Below are 25,426 nucleotides of genomic sequence, written 5' to 3'. Positions count from 1 at the left end.
CCCGGAGCGTAGGCCCGCCGCAAACGAGATCCCGTCGAGCCGAGCGATCTGCTCGCCCAGCAGGCTGTTGCCAAATTAGTCCTGCGTCGGCTCAGTCCGGTAGCGATCAGCGTTGAGGTTGACCGCTGGTGGGGGGTTCGCGGCCCGCGCCGGGGTGCCCGCGAAGCGGGCGCCCCCGCGCTGTTGTCTCAGGTGGGGGCGGCGTGGAGGCGGTGGAGCTTGCGTAGGTTGTGGGCCAGGGCGGCGAGGGTGACTTCGGCGTCGGCGGCGGCCAGTCCGCGGCGGGTGATGCGGGCGAGGAGTTTCTTGACGTTGCCGATGCCGGGTTCGACGGTGGCGCCGCGGCGTTTGTAGGTGGCCCGGCCCTCGGGGGTCCTTAGTCGGTGGTCCATGCGTTCGCGGGCGGTCGCCTCGGGCGGCGGCTCGCCTTCGGCGGGGTGTTCGCGGGCGGCCCGCTCGACGGCGCGGCCTTTGCCCAGCGCGATCAGCCGGTCCGGGCCGGGGGCGGTGAGGTTGGCGTGGCTGGCATAGCCGGCGTCGGCGAGCACGACGCCGATCCCGCCGTGCTCACCGGGGCAGGCCTGCGGGTCGCGGGCCAGGGCGATCTCGACCGCGGCGGCGACCGCGGCCTGGGTCATCGGGGTGAACCAGGCCCCGTCGAAGGGGTCGTTGGTGGCGCGGACGGCGAGCACGAGCTGATCGTCCGAGACCACGAACTGCACGTTGTAGCCCTGGGTCCAGCCCCGCCTGGTCTTCATCAACCGCGAGTCGGGGTCGGTCAGATTCCGCAGCACCCCAGCCCCCGACCCCGACCCCGACCCCGACCCCGCCTGCGGCTCGGCGGACGCGGCGGCGAGTTGGCGGGCGAGGTGTTCGGCTTTGGCCCGGGCCCGGGCCAGCGCTGCTTCGGCGCGGACCACGACCACGGCCTTGTCGACCGGGCGGGGGCAAGCGCCCTGGGGGGCGTAGTAGAACAGCGGGCGGGCCCGGTGATCAGCCCAGCCCTGGTGCCACCGGTCGATCTTGGTTTGCTGCTCGGCGCGTAGCCGGGCGACGTCGGCCTCGCGGGCCTGGACCCGCACCTCGAGCTTCGCGGCCTTCGCCGTGAGGTCGGCCTGCGCGCTCTGCCCGGCGTCCTCCAGCTCGGCCAAACACGTCTGAATCCGTGCCTGCCGGTCTCCGGCCCCCTGCTCAGCCCACCCCGCCGGGCCCCGATCGCCACCCTCAGGGTCACCTCCGGCGTCGAGTCGCTGTCCTTCGGCGGCGTCAGTGGCCGCGGCGGCCTCGACCCGCTCGGCGGCCTGGCGGGCGAACCAGTCGCGGCCGTGGTTCGCCCCGGGTGAGGCGTCGCCGGTGAACTTCGACCCGTCGATCGCGACCGTGCCGACCTGCCCCAGCCCGGCCCGCGCACACAACCGCAGGACCTGGGCGAACACCTCGACGAACTTCTCCTGGTGCGCGGCGCGGAACCGGGCGATCACCGTGTGGTCGGGAATGTCACCGGCGCAGAGCACCCGGAACGCGACATCGGTGTGACAGAGCCGCTCGATGCGCCGCGAGGACTGCAGCCCGTTGGCATACGCGTAGATCAACAGGCCGAGCAGCAGGTCCGGGTCGTAGCCCGCCCGGCCCGCCGTCGATCCCGTGTCCGGACCCTGCTCGCGGCGCCGTGGCCGCCGCGCGAACACCGACGTGTCCATCGCCGCGATCACCTCGAGCAGGAACCACACCAGATGATCCGCCGGCAGCCACTCACGCATGTCCGGCGGCAGCAGGAACCCCTGATCCCGCCGCACCGGCCGATACCCCTTTGCCACCCCAAGATCTTCCCGACCACCGAAGATCAACAGAAGAGCGAATTGGCAACAGCCTGCCAGCGATCACATCGCTCGGCGGATCCGGATCTCGAGCTGGTCGGGGTGGCGGGATTCGAACCCACGGCCCCTCGCTCCCAAAGCGAGTGCGCTACCAAGCTGCGCTACACCCCGTCTGCCGACGAGTGTAGGGCGCGGCCGCCGCGTGCCTCACGGGAGTTCGACGACGCCGACTCCGGGGGGTCACCCCGGGGCGTCGGTCGGCGGTCGGTGGCCTCAGCGTGACGGGGCCACCGGATCCTCGACGGCCGGGCAGCGGTCGCCGCTCCGGCCGGAGTTCATCGTGCTGGATGGTGCTCGACGGGCCGTGCGGACGTCGTCGTCCGCACCCGTCGTCGTGCTCCGGTCAGTCGAGACCGCGGACGATGTGGTCCTCGTCCATGTCGATGACCCTGGTGTCGCGCTCCGTGTCCATGCTCCGGTCCTTTCCGGTCGCTCTCATCGGCCTACGAGGCCATGGTTCACGCGTCGCCGGACCTACCGTGAAGTACCAGGTGAGCGTCACACATCAGCAACGTGTGCCGGCACCGTCGCGTCCGTCGACCGCGCTTGTGTACCCGTTCACGAGCTGTTCGCCAAGGACTGCACCGTGACAGAGCGTCTACTGAACGATCCAGTAACCCGAAGTTCACACCGCCGGGCAACCACCTGGACGGAGCAGCGTCTCTGGGGCACGCCCGGCAGCGTGGCGCCGTTCGGGTATCGGCTACGGTGGTCACGGTCCGGGGTGCCGGACCGTCGCGGGCGTAGCTCAATGGTAGAGCCCCAGTCTTCCAAACTGGCTACGCGGGTTCGATTCCCGTCGCCCGCTCCACGGCGCACACGACGACCATGACGACGGTGAGCGCCAGCGCCCCGAGCGCGGTCGCCGCCAGGGCCTCGTCGAGGGGCAGCGCGGTCGTGAGGACACCGACCAGCAGCGCGGGGAGCCCGGCGCCGAGGTAGAACGCGGAGTAGACGGCGGCCGCGGTCCCGCTGGCCGAGCCCGGCGGCGTGAGCAGGCTGAGCGCGGTCGTCGCCCCGCCGTAGAGCAGCCCGTTGGCGAGCCCCGCGACCACGGCCGCCGTGAGCACCGCGCCGAGCGAGTCCACGGCGGGCACGAGCACGACCAGCGAGAGCGCCAGCGCGACCAGCCCGACGAGCCGCGCCCGGCGGTGGCCCAGCCGACGGACCGCCGGCACGGTCAGGGTCGAGCAGAGCAGGAGCGCCGCGGCGAGGCCGCCGGCCGCGAGCGGGTCGCGCACGCCGAGGAAGCGCGCGGCGACCGAGGCGATCAACCCGAGGAAGAGCCCGACCACCGCCCAGCCGAGGAACCCGCTCACCGCGGCGACGACCAGCCGCCGGGCCGCATCGGGGACGGCCGCGGCCCCGACGTCGGCCGCGAGCCCGCGCTCCGGGTCGCGCACGGTGCCGAGCCCGACGAACACGACGCCGAGCAGCACCACCGTGACGCCGAAGGGCACGAGACCCGGGGTCGGGCCCAGCCGGGTGAGCGCCCCGCCGAGCAGGGGGCCCGCCCCGGTGCCGAGCACGAACACCGTCGCCGACACCGTGCCGGCCCGCACCTTGTCCGCCCCGGCCGTCGCGACCGCGACCCCGGCGCCCGTCAGCACGGCGAGGGCGAGGCCGTAGACGACCCGCCCGACGACCAGCCACGCGACACCCGGCGCGAGTGCGAGGACGAGCGAGCCCACGGCGGCGATCGCGATGCCGCAGCGCATCACCCGGCGCGGCGGGTGCCGGTCCCCGAGCGGACCGAGCAGGAACACCGCCGGGACGCCGACCAAGGGGTAGACCGCGTAGACGACCGTCAGCGTCACGTCCGTGAAGCCGAGCTGCGCCTGGTACGCCGGGTAGAGCGGGCTGGGCACGCCCGCCCCGGCCGCCCCGAGCGCGAGCACGGCGAGCGCCCAGCCGCGCTCCACCTGCGACGGGGCTCGCAGAGCCGGAGACGTGGACACGGCGTGGACGGTGCCCGCCACGACCGTGCAGCACCAGCTCACGCTTCTTCATCGAGCACGTAGCATCACTTCATGATCGACCCGCGGTTGCGGACGCTGCAGCTCGTCGCCCACCACGGCTCGGTCAGCGCGGCGGCGCGGGCGCTGCACTTCACCGCCTCCGCGGTGTCCCAGCAGCTGCGCGGGCTCTCCGACGACCTCGGGGTCGTCCTGGTGCGCCAGGTCGGTCGCCACATGGAGCCGACGGCCGCGGGCCGTGTCCTGCTGCGGCACACCGCGACGTTGCACGCCGCCGCCGAGACCGCGCGGGCCGAGCTGGCCGGCACCGACGACGCGCCGGGCACGATCGGGCTGTGCGGCTTCTCCACGGCCGCCACGCGGTTCCTCGTCCCCACCGCGGCCGCGCTGCGCGAACGGTTCCCCGCGCTGGCGATCCAGGTCGTGGAGGAGGAACCGGCGCGGTGCATCGACCTGCTCCTCGCCGGGGACTGCGACCTCGCGCTGGTCGTCGTCGACGACCGCGTCCCGCCGGCGTCGGACGCCCGCTTCGAGCAGCACGCCGTGCTCGACGACCCGATGGACCTCGCGGTCCCCGTCGGCCACCCCCTCACGACCCGCGCCGTGGTGACGCTGCGCGACGCGGCCGCCGAGTCGTGGATCACCTGCCGGCCGGCGAGCGCGTACCACCGCCTGACCCTCGCGGCGTGCCTGGCCGCGGGGTTCCGGCCCCGGGTGGCCCACCACGCCGAGGAGTGGGACACGGGCACGGCGCTCGTCGCGCACGGCTTCGGCATCTTCATGCTCCCCCGGCTCGCTCCCGTGCACCCCGGGACCGACGTCGTGCGGCTGCGGCTGAGCGGCCCCACGGCTCCGGTCCGGCGCATCGTGGCGGTCACCCGCGCGGGGGCGGCCGGGCAACCCGTGATCGCGCACGCCCTGCGTTCGATCACGGCGGCCGCCGCGGGGACGTCGACCTGACCCGGCGCGGCTGCTGTAGCGTGATCGGTGTTGCAGTCTCGTTCTCCTCGCCGTGCGCGGTGCCGTGGATGATGTGACAACGGCCCGGTCAGCACCGCTGGAGGAAGTTCTCCCGTTCGGGGGGCCGGCGTCGGGCAACACCCGCGGACAGATCGCCCGCGGGGAGCTCGACCCCTGAAAGAGGATTCGTGGCTGAAGGAACGGTCAAGTGGTTCAACGCGGAGAAGGGCTTCGGCTTCATCGCGCCTGACGACGGCGGCAAGGACGTCTTCGTCCACTACTCCGCGATCACCGGCGGCGGCTTCCGCTCGCTGGACGAGAACCAGCGCGTGAGCTTCGAGTCGAGCCAGGGCGCCAAGGGTCCCCAGGCCGACCAGGTGCAGGCGCTCTAGCTCGCACCGACCCGGTCGGGCGCCGCCACACCGGCGCCGCCGCCCGGCCCGCCGGGGCTGTGGACCCACGCCTCATACCCGTGGGACCACAGCCCCTTCGTCGTCTCCGGGCCCCTCACGCCCGTCCTCACGCCTCCGACACGAACCGCCGGAACGCCCGCGCCGCGAGGTCGTCCGCGTGCCGCGTCGCCCCGACGTCCGGGAAGAACACGTCGAACCCGTGCGGCAACCCCGGCAGCACGTGCAGCTCCGTCGGCACCCCGGAGCGCAGCAGCCGCCAGGCGTAGTCGACCGCCTCGTCGCGCAGCGGGTCGTTCTGCCCGACGAGGATCGCGGCCGGGCACAGGCCCGTCAGGTCCTCGGTGCGGTTCGGGACGATGTACGGCGCCGGCGGACCGAGGTTCACCATCACCTGCGCGATCGCCTCCTCCGGGATCACCGGCAGCCCCTCCCGGCGCGAGGCGTGCGCCGGCAGCACCCGGTCGTCGGTGTTCGGGTACAGCGCGAGCTGCAGCGCCGGAGCGGTGTCCCCGCGGTCGCGGGCGAGCTGCGCCAGCGCGAGCGTCAGCATCCCGCCGCCACTGGAGCCGGTGACGGCGATCCGGCGCGGGTCGACGTCGTAGGCCCCGGGGTGCTCGGTGACGTGACGGAGCACCGAGTACGCATCGTCGAAAATCACCGCAGGCGGGTGGTCGGGCGCCATCCGGAAGTCCACGGCGACCCCGACGGCGCCGGTGTCGCGGCACAGCGCCACGCACCGGCGGTGCTCGGTGTTGAGACTCCCGAACGACAGCCCGCCGCCGTGCAGGAGCACGTAGCCCGGCCGGTTCGGATGCGGCTGCGCGGGTCGGTACACGCGCACGGGCACGTCGTGGTCGCCCGCGGTGTTCGGCACCGTCGTGTGCGTCCAGGTGACGTCCGGCTCGGGTGCCGGCTCGGGTCCCGGGTCGCGCAGCACCGCGAGGACCGCCGGGTCGGAGAGGTCGCCGCGCGCGGACGGGAACGTCGCCATCCGGTCCCGCAGCTCCGGGTCCCACCAGATCATGGGAGGTGCCTTCCCCGCTCCCCCACCCGGCCACACCCGCGGTCAGGACGAGAGCAGTTCGTCGAGACGCTCGTAGCCCTGGACGACGCCCTCCTCCATCCCGGAGGCCAGCATCGCGTCGCGCCCCTCGAACGACCCGCACAGCGAGAAGCCCTCGAGCCGGCACCGGCCGCCCGGGAGCTCGGTGAAGGTCATGGTCTCCAGCGCCACCTGGTCGGCGAACGGGACGTAGGCGAACGTCTGGACGATGCGCTCGTCGGGACGGATCTCGTGGAAGGAGCCGAGGAAGTGGTGCTCGGTCCCGTCCTCCCCGACGTGGGTGTAGGCGTACCCGCCCCCGGTCTGCGCGTCCCACCGCTGCACGGTCATCGTCAGGCGGCGCGGACCGAGCCACTGCACGACGAGCCCGGGGTCGACGTGGGCGCGGAAGACCGCCGACACGGAGGCGTCGAACTCCCGGGTGATGCGGATGGCGGGCACGGTGGGGTCGGGCTCGATGGTGGTGGCCAGGGTGGTGTTCACGGGTTCCTCCGGAGGACGTCGTCGAGCCGCTGGTACCGGAGCTCGGCCCGGCGGCGGTAGGTGTCGATCCAGCCGGTCAGCAGGTCGAACACGTCGACCTCGAGGTGCGCCCAGCGTTGCTGGCCGTCCCGGCGGCGGCTGATCAGGCCGGCCGTCTCGAGCACTCGCAGGTGCTTGGAGACGGCCTGGAGGCTCACGTCGTGGTGCGACGCGAGCTCCGTGACGGTCATGTCGTCCGCGGTGAGGCGGGCGACGATGTCCCGTCGGATCGGGTCGGCCAGGGCGGCGAACGCTCGGGAGAGTTCGTCGTCCACCCCGCACTCCGATCGTCGTATTCAACCTTTCGGTTGAGTACGAATGTAGGACTACGAGGCGCGGGAAGTCAACGACGGATCGTCCGGGATGCAGTGATCACGAATCGTTACGGCTGACGATCAACTTCACCCGAAGGAACCAGGCGTCACCTGGTCGAGCGCGTCGAGCGGCCGTTCGCCTCGCGTGAAGCCGCCGACGGGCGGCATCCGGGGCACCGAACGGTTCACTGAGGGTCGATTCACCGAACCGACCCGAGATGAGAGCTCTTCTCAGGTTCAGGAGAGAGTCCCGTCGTCCGTACAACGACGCCCCGGGCGGAAGGACACGCACCGGGCGTCGTGCCACCCACAGGCAGAGGAGCTCTCGTGAGCAGCATGACCAGCAGGATCGCCGCCACCACGATGCTGGCGGGCGTCGGCGTCGTCGCGATGACCGGGGCGGCGAACGCCACCGAGTCGCACTCCCACGGCTCGCACGGCACCGAGCACGTCACCGGGCACGCGACCCAGCAGCACGGCGGCCTCGTCGGCGGGCTCGTCGGCGCGGGCGGCGAGCTGCTCGGCGGGGTCACCGACCTCGTCGGCGGCGTCGTCACCGGCGTGGACGGCGTGGCCGGCCCGCTCGTCGGCGGCGTCACCACCGGCCTGTTCGGCTCGGCGGGCTGACGGCACCCGGCCGACCCCCGGACGGCCGGACCCGTCGTCGGAGCTGGGGAGCACCGACGGCGCGATGACGGTGCGATCCGTGCACGGGGCGCGGAGGAGCACCGGTGACGCGGGGCGGGTGGGTGATGCTGGAACCATCACCCACCCGCTCCGCCGATCCTCCCGCACGGGGGAGACTGTCGGCCATGTCCGGCAGTCGGGCCGCCGCGAAGGCGCGCACCCACGAGAACCTCCTGGACGCGGCGGCGACGGTGTTCGCCGAGCGCGGGTACGGCGCCGCGTCGGTCGAGGAGATCGCCCGGACCGCCGGCACCTCCGTCGGCTCGGTGTACGCGCACTTCACCAGCAAGGAGAAGCTCTTCGTCGCCCTCATGGAGCGGCGCTCCGACCGCGAGTTCGCCGAGGCGCAGGCCGAGCTCGCCGAGGGGTTCGAGGCCGCCGTCCCCGCCCTGAACCGACGGCTGCTCGCCGAGGCCGACTCCGACCACCTCGCCGAGCTCGGCGCCGAGGCCTGGCTCTACGCGCTGCGCTCCCCCGCGTTCGGCGCGGAGCTCGCCGCCCACCACCAGCGGGTGCACGACGTCATCACCGCGATGGTCGCGCAGGAGCGCACGCGCCGCGGGACCACGTTCGCCCTGTCCGACGCCGAGGTCGGCACCGTCGCCTCCGCGCTGGCCCGGGGCCTCGTGCAGCACCGCCGCCTGAGCCCCGACTCGGTGCCCGACGACCTGTTCGGGCGCACCCTCACCGCTCTGCTGGCGGGTCTTGAGGCTCCTGCGTCTCCGCCGGCATCGGGTCCGGCCGGTCCGGCGTCAGCCGACGCATGAGGTGGTAGCCCGCGATCGTCACCACGGTGCCGAACGCGATCCCGCCGAACTGGCCGCCGGCGAAGCGCATGGTCACGTCGCCGACCCCGATGACGATGCCCGCGGCCAACGGCACGAGCACCTCCGGCCGGGAGAAGTCCACCCGGTTCTCCACCCAGATGCGGGCGCCCAGCAGCCCGATCATCCCGTAGAGCACCACCGTGATCCCGCCCAGCACGCCACCCGGTGTGGCCGCGACGACCGCGCCGAACTTCGGGCAGAAGCCGATCAGCACCGCGACCACCGCCGCGACCCAGTAGGCCGCCGTCGAGTACACGCGGGTCGCGGCCATCACGCCGATGTTCTCCGCGTAGGTGGTGGTGGGTGAGCCGCCGACGCCGCCCGCGACCGCGGTGGCGATGCCGTCCGCGGCGAGCGCCCGCCCGAGGTAGGGGTCGAGGTCCTCGCGGGTCATCGACGCGACCGCCTTGACGTGCCCGGTGTTCTCCGCGATCAGGGCGACCACGACCGGGACCACGAGCAGGATCGCCGAGGCGCTGAACGCGGGCAGGTGCAGGCCCGGGGCGTCGGGGGTGCCCAGCGGCAGCCCGACCCAGGGCGCGTCCGCGACCTTCGAGAAGTCCAGCCGCAGGTGGGTGGACACCACTCCGGACGCGTCCGGCGCGGTGATCGGACCCAGCACGGCGTCGAGCACCACCGACAGGACGTAGCCGACGACGAGGCCGACCAGCACGGCGAGGCGCCCCAGCATCCCGCGGGCGGCCACCGCCACCACCATGACGACGAGCATGGTCACCAGGGCGACGCCCTGGTCCTGCGGCCAGTACGTCCCCGCGACGACGGGCGCGAGGTTGAAGCCGATCAGCAGCACCACCGCGCCGGTGACGGCGGGCGGGAGGATCGCGGAGATCACCCGCGCGCCCCCGAGGTGCACGGCGAGGCCGACCAGCGCGAGGACCACGCCGGTCACCGCGATCGCCCCGGTGACCTCGGCGCTCGTGCCGCCGTCCGCCCGGACCGCGGCGACCACCCCGACGAACGACGCGCTCGTCCCCAGGTAGCTCGGGACCCGGCCCCGGGTCATGAGCAGGAAGAGCATCGTCGCGAGCCCGGAGAGCAGGATCGCGAGGTTCGGGTCCAGCCCCATGAGGACCGGGAACACGAACGTCGCCCCGAACATCGCCAGGACGTGCTGCATCCCGAGGCCGACGGTGCGGCCCCAGCTCATCCGCTCGTCGGGTCGCACCACCTCCCCCGGTCCGGGTGCACGGCCGTCGCCGTGCACCGTCCAGCGCAGGGTCCTCGTCACGCGCCACTCCTGTCGGTGCGTCCGAGCCGCTCGGCGACCTCGGCGCGCGGCGGGGGGTCCAGTGGGGGCAGGGGGGTGTGCTCGGCGCGGGCCGCGAGCCCGTCGAGCAGCAGGGGGAGGTAGCGGTGCCAGGCGCTCGCGTTGATCTCGGTGCCGAACGGTGCCGCGACCGCGGCCAGCATGTGCGCGGCCGAGGGGATGTCCCGTGCCTCCAGATCGGACCGGACCACCCCCTGCTCCCGGGCCCGCTCGACGAGGTCGTGCAGGGGCCCGACGAAGCGCAGCACGATCTCCGGGGTGAACGCGCCCGCGTCCTTGGCCGCCCGCAGGATCCCGCGGCGGTGCACGAACGCGCGGGCGATGCCCTCGACGAGCAGGGCGATCGCCTGCGCCGGGTCGGTCTCGGCCTCCACCCGGGCGAACAGCGGCTCGACGGCCTCGGTGAAGTACTCCGCGAACACCGCGGTGACCAGCTCGTCGCGGCCGCCGAAGCGCCGGTAGAGCGTCGAGGGACCGACCCCCGCGCGCCGCGCGACCTCCTCGAGCGGGACGTCCGGGCCGACCTCCTCGAACGCCTCCCGCGCCGCGGCCACGATGGCGCGGTGGTTGCGGGCGGCGTCCGCGCGCAACGGTCGGGAGGACAGCTCGGTCACGGGCGGGACGCTAGCAGCGGGACGCCGCGATCCGGACGTGTCGCACGCGACCGGACCGCAGGCGACCCACGGTCATTCCTCACCGATGGTCGAGCTCCGCTGCGCTACGTCTCCTCGATCGACAACGCCCCCGACGGGCACGACCCCACCGCGTTGCGCGCGGCCTCGGCGTCGGCGCCCTCCGGGGTCTCCTGCAGCACGACGACGATCGCGTCGTCGTCCTGGTCGAACACGTTCTCGGCGGCGAGCACGCAGTTGCCCGCCCCGATGCAGACGTCGCGGTCGGCTCGGATCTTCATGGTTCCCCTCCGGTGGTGGACGAAAGGACGGTTGATCTCACCAGGAGACCGGCAGGTGCCGCAGCCCGTAGACCACGGCGGCCGACCGGAACTCCGGCTCCCCGGCCACGGCCAGCGACGGGAACCGCCGCAGCAGGGCCGGGAAGGCGGTGGCCATCTCCATGCGGGCGAGCGGCGCCCCGAGGCAGTGGTGCACCCCGTGCCCGAACGCCACGTGCGGCGCGGCGGCGCGCCCGACGTCGAGGCGCTCGGGGTCCTCCACGAGCGCCCGGTCCCGGTCCGCCGCCGGCAGCGAGACGACGACGAAGTCGCCCTCGGCCAGCGCGGTCCCGCCGACCTCGGTGTCCCGCGTCACCCGTCGTGGCATGCCCGAGTGCACCACCGACAGGTAGCGCATCAGCTCCTCGACGGCGGGCGCGGTGACCGCCGGGTCCTCGCGGATCGCGGCGGCCTGCCCGGGGTGCTCGAGCAGGGCGAGGGCGCCGAGGGCGAGCATGTTCGCCGTGGTCTCGTGGCCTGCGATGAGCAGCAGGGACGCGACGCCGACCAGTTCCGCGCGGCTGAACTCCGTGCCGTGCTCGCGCACGAGCATGCCGAGCATGTCCTCGCCCGGGTCGGCCGTCGCCCGGTCGACCAGCGTGCCCATGTAGGCCCGCGACTCGGCCGCCACCGCACCGCGCTCGGCGAGCGGGCGGGTGAGGTCGAGCTGGATCGCGGCACGGCGGTGGAACTCGCCGCGGTCGGCGTAGGGCACGCCCAGCAGCTCGCAGATCACCAGGCTCGGGATCGGGAGCGCGAACGCGTCGACGAGGTCGACGAGCGGCCCGGCCTGCTCCATCGCGTCCAGGTGCTCGGCGACGATCTGCTCGATCCGCGGCTGCAGCCGGCGGATGCGCCGCACCGTGAACTCGCCGGTGAGCATCCGGCGCAGGCGGGTGTGGTCCGGCGGGTCGAGGGCGAGCAGGTTGCCCGCGCGCTGGTCCTCGTCGGAGCCCGGCAGGGCCGGCATCCCGGCGCTGGAGAACCGCGTCGCGTCGCCGAGGACCTCCCGGACGTCCTCGTAGCGCGTCACGAGCCAGGCCTGCAGACCCAGCGGCGTGGTGATGTGCTCGAGCCCGGGCTGCTCCCGCAGCTCCGCCATGCGGGCCGGTGGGTCGTACCGGTCGCGCTGCATGTGGAGCGGGAGGGTGATCGCACCGGCCATGTGACCGACGTTAGCACCGGAAACGGTAGCCGCCTGTCAGATAGGAGGCGGCCCGGACGGGCACCCCGACGTATGAGCCGCACCGTCCTCGTCACCGGCGCCTCCCGGGGCCTCGGCACCGAGATCGTCCGCCAGCTGGCCGCCGCCGGCTGCACCGTCGTCGCCGGGACCCGCGACCCCGCCGACGGCGACCGGGTCGCCACCGAGCTCGGGGTGCGCTCCGTGCCGCTCGACGTCACCGACCCGACCTCGGTGACCGCCGCCGTCGACTGGATCCGCGAGCACCTCGGCCGGCTCGACGCCCTCGTGAACAACGCCGCCGTCAACTTCGACTCCGGCGCCGACCCGCTCACCGAGGACCTCGACGTCGTCGACGAGGCGTGGCGGACCAACGTGCTCGCCGTCTGGCGGCTGATCCGGACGGCGGCGCCGCTGCTGCGGGAGGGGATCGAACCCGTCGTCGTGAACGTGACGAGCGAGCTGGGGTCGCTGGCCCGGATGCGGGCGCACTCGCCCGCGTACTCGGTGTCCAAGGCGGCGCTGAACGCGACGACGCGGGTGTTCGCGGACGCGCTCGCGCCCGTCGTCGTGCAGTCGGTCTCCCCCGGCTGGACGGCGACCGACATGGGCGGCCGCGGCGGTCGCCCGGTCGCGGACGGCGCGGCCGGGATCGTCTCCGCCGTGCTCCGCCCGACCGTGCACCCGAGCGGCTCGTTCCTCGCCGACGGGCGGACCGTGCCCTGGTGAGTCACCCGGCGACGGCGCACTCCTTCGCGGCCGTGACGAAGTGCGCGACGGCGGGTGAGTGGTCGCTGCGGCGGTAGGCCACCTGCAGCGCGACCTGCGGGACCTCGCCGTCGAGCGGCAGGAACACCACCCCCGGCGGGCGCAGGTTCGCGTAGTACGAGGGCTGCAGCGACACCCCGAGGCCCGCGGCGACGAGCCCGAGCTGGGTCTCGATGTCGGCGCCCTCGGCGACGATGCGCGGGCTGAAGCCGTGCCCCAGGCAGTAGCTGACGATGATGTCGAAGAACGCCCGGCCCAGCGGGCGCGGCCAGAGCACGAAGTCCTCGTCGGCGAGCTGGGCGGGGTCGACGGTCGGACCGCCCGCGAGCCGGTGGTCCGAGGGCACCGCGCAGAGCAGCGGCTCGGAGACCAGGTGCTCCACCGCCACCGCCTCGGTCGGTTGCGCGGCCCGCACGAGGCCGACGTCGATGCGGCCGTCGGCGATCGCCACGAGCTGCGGGGAGGTGTCGTACTGGCTGACCTCGAGCTGCAGGTCGGGGAACCGCGCCCGCACCGACCGCAGGATCCGCGGCGCGATCGACGCGAGCGCCGTGCCCACCGATCCCACCGTCAGCAGGCCCACCGCCCCCTGCGCCGCCTGCGTCACCAGCGCCTGTGCCCGCTCGGCCTCGTAGAGCACCCGGGGCGCCGCCTCGAACAGCACCCGCCCGGCCGCGGTCAGCTCGGTGGCGCGGCTGGACCGGTCGAACAGCGCCGCCCCGAGGCTCTTCTCCAGCGCGCGGATCTGCTGCGACAACGCGGGCTGACTCACGTGCAGTCGCCGCGCCGCCCGGCTGAAGTGCAGCTCCGAGGCCACCGCGAGGAAGGCCCGCAGCTGTCGGAGCTCGAGGTCCATGGGTTCGATGGTGCACGAGGAGGTGACGACACACCGGCGACGACGCGGCCGGGCGGAACTCATAAGTCGCGCCTTCTGACACCAGTCGGGTTGCCGATCGGACGAGGCCACCACGACCTCCGGCGGGCTTGCAGGGTGGAGGCCGACCCGTTGCACCCGACCCCGGGAGCGCCCGCCATGAGCTCCGAGTACCGCGTGATCGTCGTCGGGTGCGGCGGACCGGGCAGCGCCGCGCTCTACTGGGCGGCCCGCGCCACGGGCGGCCGCGCCGGGGCGGTGCTCGGGCTGGAGGCCGGTCGCGCCGGCGGACCCGACCGCAGCCTCGTCCTCGGCCGCACCCAGGCGCTCGACGTGCACGCCGCGCTCGCGCCCGCGGCCCTCGACACCTGGCACGACGTGGAACGGGTGTCCGGCCAGCAGCTCGTGGCCGGCACCGGCGAGCTCGTCGTGGCCGATCCCGGCACCCGCTCGGACGCCACGGACGTGCTCGACGGCTACCGCTCCGTCGCCGCCCGGAACGGCACCGTGCTCGAGGAGCTCGACGCGCGCGCCGTGCACGCCCGGTGGCCGCAGATCCGGCTCGCCGACGGCGGACGCGCGATCCACCACCGCGACGCCGGTGTGCTCGACGCCCGCCGCGCCGCCGCGGTACACCTGGCGCTCGCGCGCGGCCAGGGCGCGGTCTACAGGGAAGACACCCCGGTGCGGGCGATCCGGCCCGCCGGCGACCACGTCGAGGTCGTCACCGACGACGCGGTCCACCGCGCCGAGCAGGTCGTCGTCACTCCCGACGCCCTCGCGGCCGAGCTGCTCGCGGAGTTCGGCCGTCCGCTCCCGCTCGTCACCCGCCACGAACAGGTCACCCGCTACGCCACGGCCGACCTGCTCGACCACTCCCCCGGCCCGTTCCCGGTGGTGCGCTGGCACGGCGCCGAGGACCTCGTCGCGTACCCCGTGCACGGTGCGATCGCGACGACGCTCGACCAGGAGCTGGACGGGGCGCCCTCGTTCGAGGCCGACGCGCTGCACCGCAAGCACCGCGAGGAGTTCCTCGCCGAGCACCTGCCGCGCTTCGGCGGTCCGGAGCTCTCCAGCACCCCCGGCGCCACCACGCTCGCGCCGGACGGGCACCTCGTCGTCGACACCGTGCCCGAGGCCCCCGCCGTGCACGTGGCGGTGGGCACGGGGAACGCCGGGGCCTACGCCTCGCTGCTCGGGCGGGTCCTGGCCGAGTTCGCGACGGCTGGCCGCTCCCGGTACCCGGTCGACGCCTTCACCCTCGACCGGCCGGCCCTGCTCGACGCCGACTTCGAGCGCCGCTTCGGCTTCTAGGACAGCAGCTCGAACCGCACCCGCGGCGCGGCCGGGTCGCCCACCATCGCCTGCACCACCGCCCGCGCCTGCTCCTCGACCGGCGCGTCGGAGAGCGCCTCCAGGTAGCGCCGGTGGCACACCAGCGACGCCACCGCGGTCTCCACCTGCCCGGTCACGTCGACCTCGTGGCTCGGATACGGCGACGACGCGACCGCGACGTGCCGCGGCGCGTGCGCCGGGCCGTCGTCGGGAAAGATCCACCGGGTCCCGGCGTCGGAGACCGCGTCGATCGCCGCCCGCCCGACGGCCCGGTGGTCGGCGGAGTTCCAGCCGACGCCCCCGGGCCAGCGCTCGTGGTGGTTCATCGTGACGACGAGGTCGGGCCGCACCTCCCGGATCACGCGGGCGATGTCGCGACGCAGCGCGACCGACTCCACGACCGTGCCGTCGGCGTGGTCGAGGAACCGCACGTCCTGCACGCCGACCACCGCCGCCGACGCCCGCTCCTCGGCCTCCCGGGCGGGGCCGGACTCGGCGGGCGGCAGGGTCGCGATGCCCGCCTCCCCGCGCGTCACGAGCAGGTAGCTGACAGTGCGCCCGGCCGCGGTCCAGGCGGCGACCGCGGCGGAGACGCCGTACTCGAGGTCGTCGGGGTGGGCGGCGACGGCGAGGGCGTGCGACCAGTCGTCGGGGAAGCTCTCCATACCCGGGAGCCTGCACCCCGAACCCCGGTCGAGGTCCAGGACCGGACGTATCGGACACGCTGCGTAACGATCTCCTGTGCCCGGGTAGTGGCTCCTCCATGACCGGGACACGCGAGTCGACCCGCGCGGACACGGGCCTGCGCAAGGACCTCGGGTTCTGGTCGCTGCTCGCAGCCGGCCTCGGGAGCGTCATCGGGTCCGGCTGGCTGTTCTCCTCGCTGTACGCGGCCCAGGACGCGGGGCCCGCGGCGATGCTCGCGTGGGTCATCGGTGGCGCGCTGATGCTCTGCGTGGCGCTCGTGTTCGCCGAACTGGGGATGGCCAAGCCGGAGTCCGGCGGGCTGGTGCGCTACCCGATGTACAGCCACGGCGGACTCGCCGCGGGCATCGTCGGGTGGGCGAACTGGATCAGCTACGTCGGCAACCCGCCCACCGAGGCGGCGGGTGTCGTGCAGTACGCCGCCGCGTACCTGCCCGGGGTCTACGAGGGCGACCAGCTGACCGGCCCCGGGATCGCGCTGGCCGTGGTGCTCATGGCGGGGTTCGTGGCCCTCAACTGGTTCGGCGTGCGGCTCTTCGCCCGCTCCAACACCGCCATCACCGCGATCAAGATCCTGATCCCCGTCACGACGGTCGTCCTGCTCGTCGCGAGCGGGTTCGACTCCTCGAACCTCACCGACCACGGCGGCCTCGCGCCCTACGGCTGGTCCGCGGCACTGGGCTCCATCGCGACGGCGGGCATGGTGTTCGCGTACACCGGCTTCCGCAACGTCGTCGAGCTCTCCGGCGAGGCCCGCGACCCGCGTCGTACCGTCCCCCGCGCGCTCATCACGACGATCCTCGTGACGATCGTGCTCTACCTCGGCCTCCAGCTCGCCTTCCTCGGCGCGGTCCCCTCGTCGGCACTGCTCGGGGGCTGGCAGGGCGTCAACTTCGACTCGCCCTTCGCCGACCTCGCGATGGTGCTCGGTCTGACCTGGCTGTCGTGGACGCTCATCGCCGACTCGATGCTCTCGCCGTCCGGGTCCGGGATCGTGTTCACCGCCGCGAACGCCCGCAACGTCTTCGGCCTGGCGAAGAACGGGTTCTTCCCGTCCGCGCTGACCGGGCTGAACGCGCGCGGCGTGCCCGCCCGGGCGCTCGCGCTGAACTTCGTCATCGGCCTGGCCTACCTGCTGCCGCTGCCGAGCTGGCACTCGATCATCTCGGTGACCGGGTCGATCGCGGCGTTCACCTTCCAGATCGGGTCGGTGTCGCTGATCGCCTTCCGACGCTCGGGGCTGACGCGGCGGGACACGCGGCTGCGCGGCATGACCGTCGTCGCCCCGATCGCCTTCGTCGTCTCCTCGCTGGTGATCTTCTGGGTGGCCTGGCCCAAGCTGCGCATCGCCATGGCCATCACGGTGATCGGCGTGATCGTCTACGTCGTGGTGTGGTTGCGCTCGGGCCGACCCGCCGGCCAGCTCGCGGGCGGGTGGTGGCTGGTGGTCTACCTGGCCGGGATCTCGGTGCTCTCCGCGCTGGGGAGCTTCGACGGCGCCGAGCTGGTCCCGGCGCCGTGGGACAGCGTGGTGGTCGCGGTGTTCGCGCTCGGGATCTACGCGTGGGGCGTGCGCAGCGGGGTGGCGCACATGCTCGCCCGGCCCGAGATGGTGCGGGAGCTGCGCGCGGAGGCCGACGCCGACCGCGGCGACGCCCCGGAGGAGGAGGCCGGCGACCGGGTGCCTGCCCGCTAGACAGATGATCATGCCGAGCGCGACACGTCGCGCTCGGCATGATCATCTGCCTAGCCCAGGAGCTTCACCAGCGTCGCCGGCGCCACGTGCCGGTAGGCGTCGGTGACCAGCCCGCGCAGCTCGTCGTCGTCCAGCGCGTCGTCGCCGGTCAGGTCGAGGCGCAGGCCGACCCAGCCGCGATGCCCGACGTAGGGCGGCCGGAAGAAACGGGTCGGCTCGTCGTCGATCAGCTGCTGGGCGACCCCGGGCGGAGCGGCGGCCCAGAGCGCGACGTGCGGGTCGCCGTGGTGGTGGTCGGCGAACATCACGAACGTCTTCTTCCCGCGCACGAACCAGCAGGGCGTGCCGTGGCTGACCCGCTCCACCACCTCCGGCAGCGCGAGGCAGGCGGCTCGGACACGCTCCAGCAGCTCCATGCCCGCTAGAACAGCAGAGCCCCCACCAGGAGCGACAGGATGAAGACGCCGAGCACCACCATGGTGACGATCTTCGTCCACGGCGCGTGCGTCGTGGTGGTGGCGCCCTCGCGCTCGTCGTCCTGCACGGCCCGCTCCTCGCCTCGCCCGTTTCGTCCGGTTCCGAGGCTACCGGGCGATCGTTCCGGCGCGGGGTCTAGCTCGCTCGGCGGCGTCCCGGCTCGGCCACGGCGTGCCGCGCCGCCGCCCCGCGCGGCACCTCCACCGCCGGTCCGCCGGCCACCGCCGCGTGCCGGCCCGACACGGGGTCCCGGGGAGCGGGCGCCCAGGCCTCGGGCGCGGAGTCGACCGCGGAGCCGGCCGCGGGGGCGCGGCCGCCGCCGAAGGTCAGGCCGCCCCCGAACGGGGCGGTCGTCTCGGTCGCCCCGGGCTCACCGTCCCGACGACGGGTCGGTGCGGGTGCGGCCGGCCGGCCACGTTCGGAGTCCGACCGGGCGCGCCTCCCGTGCGCGGCCCGCTCGCCGTCGGCGACCGGGCGAGGGCCTTCCTCCCGGACCTCCGCCGCCGTCCGCCGGGCGTGCGCGGACCGACCGGGGGCAGTGGCGCCCGGGGACGCGGTGCGCCGTGCCGGGGTGGGGCGCGGGGCGCTCGTGGCACGTTCGGCCGACTGCGGACGCTCCTCGCGGGGCACGGGCCGCGGTGCGGGCACCGCGTCGACAGGCGCGGCGGGACCCGGGGCAGCAGCAGCCGCCGGAGCAGCAGCAGCCGCGGGAGCAGCGGCACCCGGAGCAGCCGCACCCGGGGCAGCGGTCCGGGGCGGGGCGACCGCCCGGGACTCGTCCGCGAGCCGGCGGCGCCCGCCGGTGCGGCGCCCCGCGGGCGAGGCGGTCGTGGACGGTGACGGCGAGGACCCGGCCGCGGTGCGGTCGCGCGGCGCGGACCGGGGGCCGGGGTCGGCACTCGGGCGGGGACGGACCCGCCCGTCGCGGGTCGCGACGGTCTCCGCGGTCAGCGCTGCGGCGCGGCGCCCGGCTGCGCCCGCGGACACGGCCGTGGGCCGGGAGGCGGAGTCGGCCAGGGCCACCGCGCGGACGGCGTGGCGGGCGGTGACGGCGACCGTCGTGGTGCGCTCCTCGGCGGCGCGCGACGGGCGCCAGGCCGACGCCGGCCGCGGGGCGGAGGCGATGCGCTCGCGCGCGACGGTGGTCGTCCGCTCCTCGCCGGGCGCGGGCGCGCGACGCGGGGAGGGGACGGGACGGGCGACCGTCGAGGTCCGCTCCCCCGCGATGCGCGGGGCGGGCGTCGGTCGGGCCGGGGCGGCGGTCGGGGTGGCCACGGGATCGGTCGGCTCGCCCACCTCGATACCGGCGTCGGGCGCGTCGCGACGGCGCGGGCGGGCGGGCCGCACGGGCACCGGCACGAACGGCATCGGGTCGACCGGGGGACGTGCGGCCGCGGCCGCCGCCTGGCGGCGGGCCCGCGAGCGGGCCCCGACCGCGGAGGCCGCGAAGGCGAGGCCGACGACGGTCCAGAACGCGACGACCGCGACCTGGTACCAGGGCGTCGGGGAGGAGAACAGCGCGACCTGCACGCCGGCGGCGGCCAGCGAGACGAGCGCGAGGACCGCCGCGGTCGAGGGACGGGTCGTCAGCTGCCACACGGGCCGTCCAGGACGGGTCCGCAGACGAACTACGGAACGCACAGGGCGACCTCCTCGGATGTCACCCGGTCGAGTGACCCCGCCGTTATAGCACCTCGATCAGCCCGTGTTCTGACAGGACGGGCACCAGAACAGGTTCCGGGCGACGTGCGTACTCCGGACGATCTCGGTCCCGCAGAGCAGGCAGGGCCGTCCGTCCCGCCGGTAGACGTAGACGGGTCGGTCCTGCGCGAGGTCCGCGTGCTCCGGACGGAGGGTGCGGATGGAGCCGCGCTTCACCCCGTCGCGCAGGAGTTCCCCCAGGTCGTCCCACACGGCGAGGAAGCGGTGGCGGCCCAGCGCGCGCCCCTCGAGGAACGGGTCGAGCCCGTGCCGGAACAGCACCTCGGCGCGGTAGACGTTGCCCACACCGGCGATCACGGCCTGGTCCATGAGCAGCGTGGCGATCGGCGACCGACTCTTCGAGACCCGCGCCCAGGCCCGCTCGGGGTCGGCGTCGGCCCGTAGCGGGTCCGCACCGAGGCGCGCGTGCAGCGCGTCGACCTCACTCTCGGTGAGCACCTCGCAGGCCGTGGCGCCCCGGAGGTCGGCGAAGTGGGTCGGCCCGACCATCCGCATCCGGACCTGCCCGCGCGGCTCGGGCACCCCGTCGTCGGGAACGGGGCTCATCGAGAACTTCCCGTACAGCCCGAGGTGCACGTGGACGACGAGGTCGGCCTCGTAGACGTGGAAGAGGTGCTTGCCGTGCGCGTCGACGTCGCGCAGCACCCGCCCGTCGACCAGCTCGGCACCGGCGGTGAACCGGCCCTGGGGGGACCGGATCTCCAGCGGCTTCCCGCGGAAGCGGCGGCGGTGGACGTTCGCCAGCCGCCGGATCGTGTGGCCCTCAGGCACCCGTGATGTGCCCGGTCTTCTCGTACTCGGCGAGCATGTCGATGCGGCGCTGGTGCCGGCCGCCCTCGAACTCCGTCGCCAGGAAGGTCGACACGATCGTCGTCGCCTCCTCGGGCGTGTGCATGCGCGCGCCGACCGCGACCACCTGGGCGTCGTTGTGCCGCCGGGCCAGCGCCGCGGTCTCCGTGTCGTACGCCAGCGCCGCGCGGATCCCGGTGACCTTGTTCGCGGCGATCTGCTCGCCGTTGCCGGAGCCGCCGATGACGATGCCCAGCGAGCCCGGGTCGGCGAGCACGCGCTCACCGGTGGCGGTGCAGTAGGGCGGGTAGTCGTCCGCGGCGTCGTACTCGGCCGGCCCGACGTCGACCACCTCGTGCCCGGCGTCGGTCAACGCCGACCGCAGGTGGGCCTTGAGCTCGAAGCCGGCGTGGTCGGACCCGATGTAGACGCGCACGCCGGAAGTCTCGCAGCCCCCTACCCGTTCCCGACGACGGGTGCGCTCCGTCCGGGGGAACGTCACGACCGCGCCCCGTGAAACATCCCCGTGACACGGCCGATCTAGCGTGCTCACCCATGGCGGACGAGCGGGCGGGCGCGAGCGGCGTCGTTCTCGGTGTCGAGGAGGAGTTCCACCTCGTCGACCTCGACTCGCGCCACGCGGTCCCGCGGGTGCCCGAGATGCTCGACGAGCTCGCGGCGCTCGACGCGGACGCGTTCGCGGCCGAGCTGAAGCCGTCGATCATCGAGACCAACTCGGACCCGACGTCGAGCCTGACCGACCTGCGGGCCGACCTGGTGCGCCTGCGCCGGATGCTGTCGTCGCTGGCCGAGACCCGCGGGCTGGGCGTCGTCGGGGCCGGCAGCGTGCCGCTGGTGGGCGGCTCGCCCGCGGAGATCACCCCGAACCCGCGCTACGAGCGGATGCGCGACGAGTACCAGATGCTGGTCTTCGAGCAGCAGATCTGCGGCACGCAGGTGCACGTCGACGTGCCCGACCGCGACGCGGCCGTCGCCGTCATGCAGCACTCCGCGCCGTGGCTGCCGGTCCTGCTCGCGCTGTCCGCCTCGAGCCCGTTCTGGGACGGCGAGGACACTGGCTACGCCAGCTCGCGCACCCTCGCCTGGCACCGCTGGCCGACGGCGGGCCCGCCCGCCCCGCTGCGCGACGCCGCGGAGTACGACGCCCTGATCGACGACCTCGTGCGCTCCGGGACGATGTCCGACCCCGGCATGGTCTATTTCGACATGCGCCCCTCGGCGCACCAGAAGACCGTCGAGCTGCGCATCTGCGACGCCTCCCCGACCGTCGACGGCGTCGTCCTGATCGCCGGGCTGGCCCGGGCGCTGACCACCCACGGCGTGCGTGCGCACCTGGAGGGACGCCCGCAGCCGCGCTACCGCCCCGAGCTGCTGCGGGCCGCGTCGTGGCGCGCGGCCCGGTCCGGCGTCGAGGGCGACCTCGTCGACGTGACCGGCCGCGAGCTCGTTCCGCCGTCGCGGGCGGTGCGGCTGCTGCTCGACCACCTGCGCGACGACCTCGAGGACGCGGGCGACTGGGACGTCGTCTCGGAGCTCGCGCTCGAGGCCCTCGCCCGCGGGTCGAGCGCGGCCCGGCAGCGCCAGCGCTTCGCCCGGACCGGGACCTTCGAGGGCGTCGTCGACATGCTCGTCGGCGAGACCAGGGGCGTGCCGCAGGTCGAGATCGAGCTGCCCGTCCCGGAGGCGGCGGCGCCGGTGCTGCTCGGCGCTTACCACCCGCCCTCGTACGACGAGGCCGTGGACACCGACGGGCACGTCCGCCCGACCTACGCGTGGATGGTCTCCGCGCTGGAGCGGATCGGGCCCGGCGGCCTGCTCGCCCACGAGAAGAGCCGGGACGCCGAGCAGCGGGCGCGGTCGATGTTCTTCCCGCAGCCCGACGACCCCGAGCGGCTCTTCCCGCTCGACCTCATCCCGCGGTTGATCACCCGCCCGGACTGGGAGTCACTTTCCGCGGGGCTCGTGCAGCGGGCGCGCACCCTGGAGGCACTGCTGCAGGACCTGCACGGCGAGCGTGCTGCGCTGGCCGACGGGGTCCTGCCGCGTGCGGCGCTGCGCTGGCTGCCCGAGCCCGGCGACGCGTCGTCGCTGATCCCCGCGGGCGCCACGCGCGCGCTGATCAGCGGGCTCGACGTGGTCTGCGACGGCGAGGGCCGGTGGAAGGTCCTCGAGGACAACCTGCGCATCCCGTCGGGGATCGCCTACGCGATGGCCGACCGGCGCGTGGTGCGCTCCGTGCTGCCCGAGCTGCAGGCCCCCGAGGGCGTGGTGGACTCCGACGCGGGGCCCGCGATGCTGCGGGAGGCGCTGCTGTCCTGCGCGCCGGCGGCCGCGGGCGACGACCCGGCGCTCGTGGTGCTCACCGAGGGCCCGCACGACTCGGCGTACTTCGAGCACGCGATGCTCGCCGAGGAGATGGGCGTGCCGCTGCTCGAGCCGTCCGGGATCCGGGTGACCGACGACGGGACGCTCACCGTCGCGGTGACGGGCCGGCGGATCGACGTGGCGTACCGCCGGATCGACGAGGAGAAGCTGTACGCCGCGTCCGACGCGGACGGGCGCACGCTGCGCGACCCGCTCCAGGCCGCCGTGCACGAGAACCGGTTCGCGCTGCTCAACACCCCTGGCAACGGGCTGGTGGACGACAAGGCCGTCTACCCGTACGTCCGCGCGCTGACCGAGTTCTACCTCGGCGAGAAGGCGCTGCTCGACGACGTGACGACGTACTCCTGCGCGGAGCCCGACCAGCTCGAGCACGTGCTCGCCCACCTCGACACGCTGGTGCTCAAGCCCGTCGACGGCTACGGCGGGGCGGGCATCGTCATCGGGCGGGACGCCTCCGAGCGGGAGCTCGCCGAGGCCGCGGCGGACCTGCGGGCGAACCCGGCCAGCTACGTCGCGCAGGAGACGATCGAGATCTCCACGCACCCGACGTTCACCGGGGTCGACCTCGCGCCCCGCGTGGTCGACCTGCGCGCCTTCGTCGTGCTCGGCGCGTCCCCGGCAGTGCTCCCGACCCCCCTGACACGAGTCGCGCCGGCCGGGAGCCTCGTGGTCAACTCGTCGCGCGGCGGCGGGTCGAAGGACACCTGGATCCTGCGCTGATCCTCCCGTGGTCCGGGGTCGGTACGCGATTGGAGTCGACGCATGTGCGGCATCGCCGGTGAGTTCCGGTTCGACGGGAGCGCGGCGCAGGTCGGGGCCGTGCTGGCGATGGCGCAGGTCCTCGAGCCGCGCGGACCCGACGGCTGGGGCGTCGTCGGCCACGGCCCGCTCGCGCTGGCGCACCAGCGGCTGAAGATCATCGACCTGACCGAGACCGGCGCCCAGCCGATGGTCGACGCCGAGCTCGGGCTGACCGCCGTCTTCAACGGCTGCATCTACAACTACCCGCAGCTGCGCGAGGAGCTCGGCCGCGAGGGGTACCGGTTCTTCTCCACCTCGGACACCGAGGTGATCATCAAGGCGTTCCACCGCTGGGGGCAGCGGTGCGTCGAGCACTTCAAGGGCATGTTCGCGTTCGCGATCGCCGACCGCGCCACGGGACGCCTGACCCTGGGCCGCGACCGGCTCGGGATCAAGCCGCTCTACGTCGCCCCGGTGTCGGGGGCACTGCGTTTCGCGTCGTCGCTGCCGGCCCTGCTCGCGCCCGGAGGCGTCGACACGTCGATCGACACCGTGGCGCTGCACCACTACATGAGCTTCCACGCCGTGGTGCCCGCCCCGCGGACGATCCTCTCCGGGGTCCGCAAGCTCCCACCCGCCGTCGTGCGGACCGTGGAGCCCGACGGCTCGTCGAGCGACTGGACGTACTGGGAGCCCGAGTTCGTGCGCGGCACCACGGAGCACTCGGAGGCCGAGTGGGCCGAGGTCGCGCTGGAGTCGCTGCGCACCGCCGTGCGGCGGCGGATGGTCGCCGACGTCCCGGTCGGCGTCCTGCTCTCCGGCGGCATCGACTCCTCGATCGTCGTCGCGCTCCTGGCCGAGGAGGGCCAGAAGGACCTCAAGACCTACTCCATCGGCTTCGAGTCCGAGGGCGGCCAGAGCGGGGACGAGTTCGACTACTCGGACCTCGTCGCGAAGACCTACGGCACCGACCACACCCGGATCGAGGTCCCGAAGGTCGAGACCGACGAGGCGCTGCCCGGCGCGGTCGCTGCGATGTCCGAGCCGATGACGAGCCACGACGTCGTCGCGTTCTACCTGCTCTCCCGCGAGGTCTCGCGCTCGATCAAGGTGGTGCAGTCCGGGCAGGGCGCCGACGAGGTGCTCGGCGGCTACGACTGGTACCCCCCGATCGCCCGCGTCGGCCGCGACGGCGCCGTCGACGCCTACCACCGGGCCTTCTTCGACCGCCCCTCCGCCGAGATCGCCGACCTCGTCGCCCCGGAGTTCCTCACGACGGGTGACCCGTCGCTGGACCTCGTCCGGGACCACTTCGCGCGCCGCGGCGCCGACGAGGCCGTGGACGCCGCGCTGCGGCTGGACACCACGGTGATGCTCGTCGACGACCCGGTGAAGCGCGTCGACAACATGACGATGGCGTGGGGACTCGAGGCGCGCGTGCCGTTCCTCGACCACGACTTCGTCGACACCATGGGCGCCTGCCCGCCGGCGTACAAGATGGCCGACGGCGGGAAGGGCGTGCTCAAGGCCGCCGCCCGCGGGGTGCTGCCCGACGAGATCATCGACCGGAAGAAGGGCTACTTCCCGGTCCCCGCGATCCGGCAGCTCTCCGGTCCGGTGCTCGAGCGGGTCACGGCGGCCCTCACCGACCCGGCGGCGAAGCGTCGTGGCCTCTTCCGGTCCGACGCGGTGGCCACGATGCTCGACGACCCGAACTCCGGGCGCACCAACCTCGGCGCGAACGCACTGTGGCAGGTCGCACTCCTGGAGATGTGGCTGCAGGCCCACGAGATCGACTGACGTAGGTTCGTCTCCCAGCCCAGGTGCACCTGCCGTGCAAGCAATGCGTCA

General features: G+C 74.1%; 25 protein-coding genes and 2 tRNA genes. 10 read left to right on the top strand and 17 right to left on the bottom strand.

Annotated features, from left to right (window positions below):
• Window positions 1-188: 188 nt before the first annotated feature.
• Together ACQPYX_RS08055 and ACQPYX_RS08050 are read right to left on the bottom strand one after the other, a co-directional pair.
• Window positions 189-1,796: a transposase gene (locus ACQPYX_RS08055; protein WP_433800559.1), complete on the bottom strand. Its 1,608-nt coding sequence runs from the start codon at window positions 1,794-1,796 to the stop codon at window positions 189-191.
• Between the two features lie 115 nt (window positions 1,797-1,911).
• Window positions 1,912-1,988, bottom strand: a tRNA-Pro gene (locus tag ACQPYX_RS08050).
• A 626-nt stretch (window positions 1,989-2,614) separates the two neighbouring features.
• On the opposite strand from ACQPYX_RS08050, the gene ACQPYX_RS08045 reads away from it, so the two are divergent.
• A tRNA-Gly gene (locus ACQPYX_RS08045) sits at window positions 2,615-2,688 on the top strand.
• Here ACQPYX_RS08045 and ACQPYX_RS08040 read toward each other — a convergent pair.
• On the bottom strand, window positions 2,657-3,835 hold the full coding sequence (locus ACQPYX_RS08040) for an MFS transporter (RefSeq protein ID WP_433802369.1): 1,179 nt from the start codon (window positions 3,833-3,835) through the stop codon (window positions 2,657-2,659). The two genes, ACQPYX_RS08045 and ACQPYX_RS08040, sit on opposite strands and share 32 nt — an antisense overlap.
• 72 nt (window positions 3,836-3,907) lie before the next feature.
• Here ACQPYX_RS08040 and ACQPYX_RS08035 point away from each other — a divergent pair, with 72 nt between their 5' ends.
• Window positions 3,908-4,813: a LysR family transcriptional regulator gene (locus tag ACQPYX_RS08035; protein ID WP_433802368.1), complete on the top strand. Its 906-nt coding sequence runs from the start codon at window positions 3,908-3,910 to the stop codon at window positions 4,811-4,813.
• 188 nt (window positions 4,814-5,001) lie between these two features.
• Window positions 5,002-5,205: a cold-shock protein gene (locus ACQPYX_RS08030; RefSeq protein ID WP_018335397.1), complete on the top strand. Its 204-nt coding sequence runs from the start codon at window positions 5,002-5,004 to the stop codon at window positions 5,203-5,205.
• Window positions 5,206-5,332: 127 nt separating this feature from the next.
• Here ACQPYX_RS08030 and ACQPYX_RS08025 read toward each other — a convergent pair whose 3' ends face one another.
• From ACQPYX_RS08025 to ACQPYX_RS08015, 3 genes are read right to left on the bottom strand one after another with little or no spacing between them, the layout of a single operon-like run.
• Entirely contained in the window at window positions 5,333-6,250 is a 918-nt protein-coding gene (locus ACQPYX_RS08025; RefSeq protein ID WP_433802367.1) for an alpha/beta hydrolase, read from the bottom strand.
• 42 nt (window positions 6,251-6,292) lie between these two features.
• Window positions 6,293-6,772, bottom strand: coding sequence for an SRPBCC family protein (locus ACQPYX_RS08020; RefSeq protein WP_433802366.1), 480 nt, complete (start codon window positions 6,770-6,772; stop codon window positions 6,293-6,295).
• Complete coding sequence (locus ACQPYX_RS08015) at window positions 6,769-7,086, bottom strand: ArsR/SmtB family transcription factor (RefSeq protein WP_230751031.1); 318 nt, start codon at window positions 7,084-7,086, stop codon at window positions 6,769-6,771. Before ACQPYX_RS08015 ends, ACQPYX_RS08020 begins: the two co-directional genes overlap by 4 nt.
• Window positions 7,087-7,452: 366 nt before the next feature.
• On the opposite strand from ACQPYX_RS08015, the gene ACQPYX_RS08010 reads away from it, so the two are divergent.
• Complete coding sequence (locus ACQPYX_RS08010; RefSeq protein ID WP_433802365.1) at window positions 7,453-7,752, top strand: hypothetical protein; 300 nt, start codon at window positions 7,453-7,455, stop codon at window positions 7,750-7,752.
• 185 nt (window positions 7,753-7,937) lie between these two features.
• On the top strand, window positions 7,938-8,579 hold the full coding sequence (locus ACQPYX_RS08005; RefSeq protein WP_433802364.1) for a TetR/AcrR family transcriptional regulator: 642 nt from the start codon (window positions 7,938-7,940) through the stop codon (window positions 8,577-8,579).
• On the opposite strand, the gene ACQPYX_RS08000 is transcribed toward ACQPYX_RS08005, so the two are convergent.
• The 4 genes from ACQPYX_RS08000 to ACQPYX_RS07985 all read right to left on the bottom strand — a co-directional run bounded on the left by ACQPYX_RS08000 (window position 8,497) and on the right by ACQPYX_RS07985 (window position 12,044).
• A complete protein-coding gene (locus tag ACQPYX_RS08000; RefSeq protein ID WP_433802363.1) occupies window positions 8,497-9,888 on the bottom strand; it encodes a uracil-xanthine permease family protein in 1,392 nt (463 codons plus the stop codon). The two genes, ACQPYX_RS08005 and ACQPYX_RS08000, sit on opposite strands and share 83 nt — an antisense overlap.
• Window positions 9,885-10,541, bottom strand: a complete 657-nt coding sequence (locus ACQPYX_RS07995; protein ID WP_433802362.1) for a TetR/AcrR family transcriptional regulator — start codon at window positions 10,539-10,541, stop codon at window positions 9,885-9,887. Before ACQPYX_RS07995 ends, ACQPYX_RS08000 begins: the two co-directional genes overlap by 4 nt.
• Before the next feature lie 104 nt (window positions 10,542-10,645).
• On the bottom strand, window positions 10,646-10,840 hold the full coding sequence (locus tag ACQPYX_RS07990; RefSeq protein ID WP_179791960.1) for a ferredoxin: 195 nt from the start codon (window positions 10,838-10,840) through the stop codon (window positions 10,646-10,648).
• Window positions 10,841-10,877: 37 nt separating this feature from the next.
• Entirely contained in the window at window positions 10,878-12,044 is a 1,167-nt protein-coding gene (locus ACQPYX_RS07985; RefSeq protein ID WP_433802361.1) for a cytochrome P450, read from the bottom strand.
• A 72-nt stretch (window positions 12,045-12,116) separates the two neighbouring features.
• On the opposite strand from ACQPYX_RS07985, the gene ACQPYX_RS07980 reads away from it, so the two are divergent.
• Window positions 12,117-12,791, top strand: coding sequence for an SDR family NAD(P)-dependent oxidoreductase (locus ACQPYX_RS07980; protein ID WP_433802360.1), 675 nt, complete (start codon window positions 12,117-12,119; stop codon window positions 12,789-12,791).
• Between the two features lies 1 nt (window position 12,792).
• Here ACQPYX_RS07980 and ACQPYX_RS07975 read toward each other — a convergent pair whose 3' ends face one another.
• Window positions 12,793-13,686: a LysR substrate-binding domain-containing protein gene (locus ACQPYX_RS07975; RefSeq protein ID WP_433802359.1), complete on the bottom strand. Its 894-nt coding sequence runs from the start codon at window positions 13,684-13,686 to the stop codon at window positions 12,793-12,795.
• 177 nt (window positions 13,687-13,863) lie between these two features.
• On the opposite strand from ACQPYX_RS07975, the gene ACQPYX_RS07970 reads away from it, so the two are divergent.
• On the top strand, window positions 13,864-15,018 hold the full coding sequence (locus tag ACQPYX_RS07970) for an FAD-dependent oxidoreductase (RefSeq protein ID WP_433802358.1): 1,155 nt from the start codon (window positions 13,864-13,866) through the stop codon (window positions 15,016-15,018).
• Here the strand turns inward: ACQPYX_RS07970 and ACQPYX_RS07965 are convergent.
• On the bottom strand, window positions 15,015-15,704 hold the full coding sequence (locus tag ACQPYX_RS07965; protein ID WP_433802357.1) for a PIG-L deacetylase family protein: 690 nt from the start codon (window positions 15,702-15,704) through the stop codon (window positions 15,015-15,017). The genes ACQPYX_RS07970 and ACQPYX_RS07965 overlap by 4 nt on opposite strands.
• A gap of 98 nt (window positions 15,705-15,802) precedes the next feature.
• Here ACQPYX_RS07965 and ACQPYX_RS07960 point away from each other — a divergent pair, with 98 nt between their 5' ends.
• A complete protein-coding gene (locus tag ACQPYX_RS07960) occupies window positions 15,803-17,440 on the top strand; it encodes an APC family permease (protein WP_433802356.1) in 1,638 nt (545 codons plus the stop codon).
• Between the two features lie 50 nt (window positions 17,441-17,490).
• On the opposite strand, the gene ACQPYX_RS07955 is transcribed toward ACQPYX_RS07960, so the two are convergent.
• From ACQPYX_RS07955 to ACQPYX_RS07935, 5 genes are all read right to left on the bottom strand, one after another.
• Complete coding sequence (locus ACQPYX_RS07955; RefSeq protein WP_433802355.1) at window positions 17,491-17,856, bottom strand: MmcQ/YjbR family DNA-binding protein; 366 nt, start codon at window positions 17,854-17,856, stop codon at window positions 17,491-17,493.
• Between the two features lie 5 nt (window positions 17,857-17,861).
• Complete coding sequence (locus ACQPYX_RS07950) at window positions 17,862-17,984, bottom strand: hypothetical protein (protein WP_433802354.1); 123 nt, start codon at window positions 17,982-17,984, stop codon at window positions 17,862-17,864.
• A gap of 68 nt (window positions 17,985-18,052) precedes the next feature.
• Entirely contained in the window at window positions 18,053-19,516 is a 1,464-nt protein-coding gene (locus ACQPYX_RS07945) for a hypothetical protein (protein ID WP_433802353.1), read from the bottom strand.
• 99 nt (window positions 19,517-19,615) lie between these two features.
• Window positions 19,616-20,410: an Fpg/Nei family DNA glycosylase gene (locus ACQPYX_RS07940; RefSeq protein ID WP_433802352.1), complete on the bottom strand. Its 795-nt coding sequence runs from the start codon at window positions 20,408-20,410 to the stop codon at window positions 19,616-19,618.
• Window positions 20,403-20,864, bottom strand: coding sequence for a ribose-5-phosphate isomerase (locus ACQPYX_RS07935; protein WP_433802351.1), 462 nt, complete (start codon window positions 20,862-20,864; stop codon window positions 20,403-20,405). The genes ACQPYX_RS07940 and ACQPYX_RS07935 overlap by 8 nt, the downstream gene beginning before the upstream one ends.
• Window positions 20,865-20,983: 119 nt before the next feature.
• Between ACQPYX_RS07935 and ACQPYX_RS07930 the strand changes: the two genes are divergently transcribed.
• Together ACQPYX_RS07930 and ACQPYX_RS07925 are read left to right on the top strand one after the other, a co-directional pair.
• Window positions 20,984-23,554 carry a glutamate--cysteine ligase gene (locus ACQPYX_RS07930; protein WP_433802350.1) on the top strand — a complete coding sequence of 857 codons (2,571 nt, stop codon included), beginning with the start codon at window positions 20,984-20,986 and terminating at the stop codon, window positions 23,552-23,554.
• Between the two features lie 42 nt (window positions 23,555-23,596).
• Window positions 23,597-25,375: an N-acetylglutaminylglutamine amidotransferase gene (locus ACQPYX_RS07925; protein ID WP_433802349.1), complete on the top strand. Its 1,779-nt coding sequence runs from the start codon at window positions 23,597-23,599 to the stop codon at window positions 25,373-25,375.
• Window positions 25,376-25,426 lie beyond the last annotated feature (51 nt).

The organism is Actinomycetospora sp. CA-084318, assembly GCF_050955885.1.
In the GTDB taxonomy this organism is placed as follows: domain Bacteria; phylum Actinomycetota; class Actinomycetes; order Mycobacteriales; family Pseudonocardiaceae; genus Actinomycetospora.
The sequence above is the reverse complement of the archived record's forward strand: the minus strand, read 5'-3'. Positions and strand labels throughout refer to the sequence as shown.

Coding starts and splice junctions, on each gene's coding strand:
- ACQPYX_RS07965 (WP_433802357.1), bottom strand. CDS start 15,704: ATGGAGAGCTTCCCCGACGACTGGTCGCACGCCCTCGCCGTCGCCGCC.
- ACQPYX_RS07960 (WP_433802356.1), top strand. CDS start 15,803: ATGACCGGGACACGCGAGTCGACCCGCGCGGACACGGGCCTGCGCAAG.
- ACQPYX_RS07990 (WP_179791960.1), bottom strand. CDS start 10,840: ATGAAGATCCGAGCCGACCGCGACGTCTGCATCGGGGCGGGCAACTGC.
- ACQPYX_RS07955 (WP_433802355.1), bottom strand. CDS start 17,856: ATGGAGCTGCTGGAGCGTGTCCGAGCCGCCTGCCTCGCGCTGCCGGAG.
- ACQPYX_RS07925 (WP_433802349.1), top strand. CDS start 23,597: ATGTGCGGCATCGCCGGTGAGTTCCGGTTCGACGGGAGCGCGGCGCAG.
- ACQPYX_RS07980 (WP_433802360.1), top strand. CDS start 12,117: ATGAGCCGCACCGTCCTCGTCACCGGCGCCTCCCGGGGCCTCGGCACC.
- ACQPYX_RS07975 (WP_433802359.1), bottom strand. CDS start 13,686: ATGGACCTCGAGCTCCGACAGCTGCGGGCCTTCCTCGCGGTGGCCTCG.
- ACQPYX_RS08005 (WP_433802364.1), top strand. CDS start 7,938: ATGTCCGGCAGTCGGGCCGCCGCGAAGGCGCGCACCCACGAGAACCTC.
- ACQPYX_RS07985 (WP_433802361.1), bottom strand. CDS start 12,044: ATGGCCGGTGCGATCACCCTCCCGCTCCACATGCAGCGCGACCGGTAC.
- ACQPYX_RS08025 (WP_433802367.1), bottom strand. CDS start 6,250: ATGATCTGGTGGGACCCGGAGCTGCGGGACCGGATGGCGACGTTCCCG.
- ACQPYX_RS07970 (WP_433802358.1), top strand. CDS start 13,864: ATGAGCTCCGAGTACCGCGTGATCGTCGTCGGGTGCGGCGGACCGGGC.
- ACQPYX_RS08035 (WP_433802368.1), top strand. CDS start 3,908: ATGATCGACCCGCGGTTGCGGACGCTGCAGCTCGTCGCCCACCACGGC.
- ACQPYX_RS07930 (WP_433802350.1), top strand. CDS start 20,984: ATGGCGGACGAGCGGGCGGGCGCGAGCGGCGTCGTTCTCGGTGTCGAG.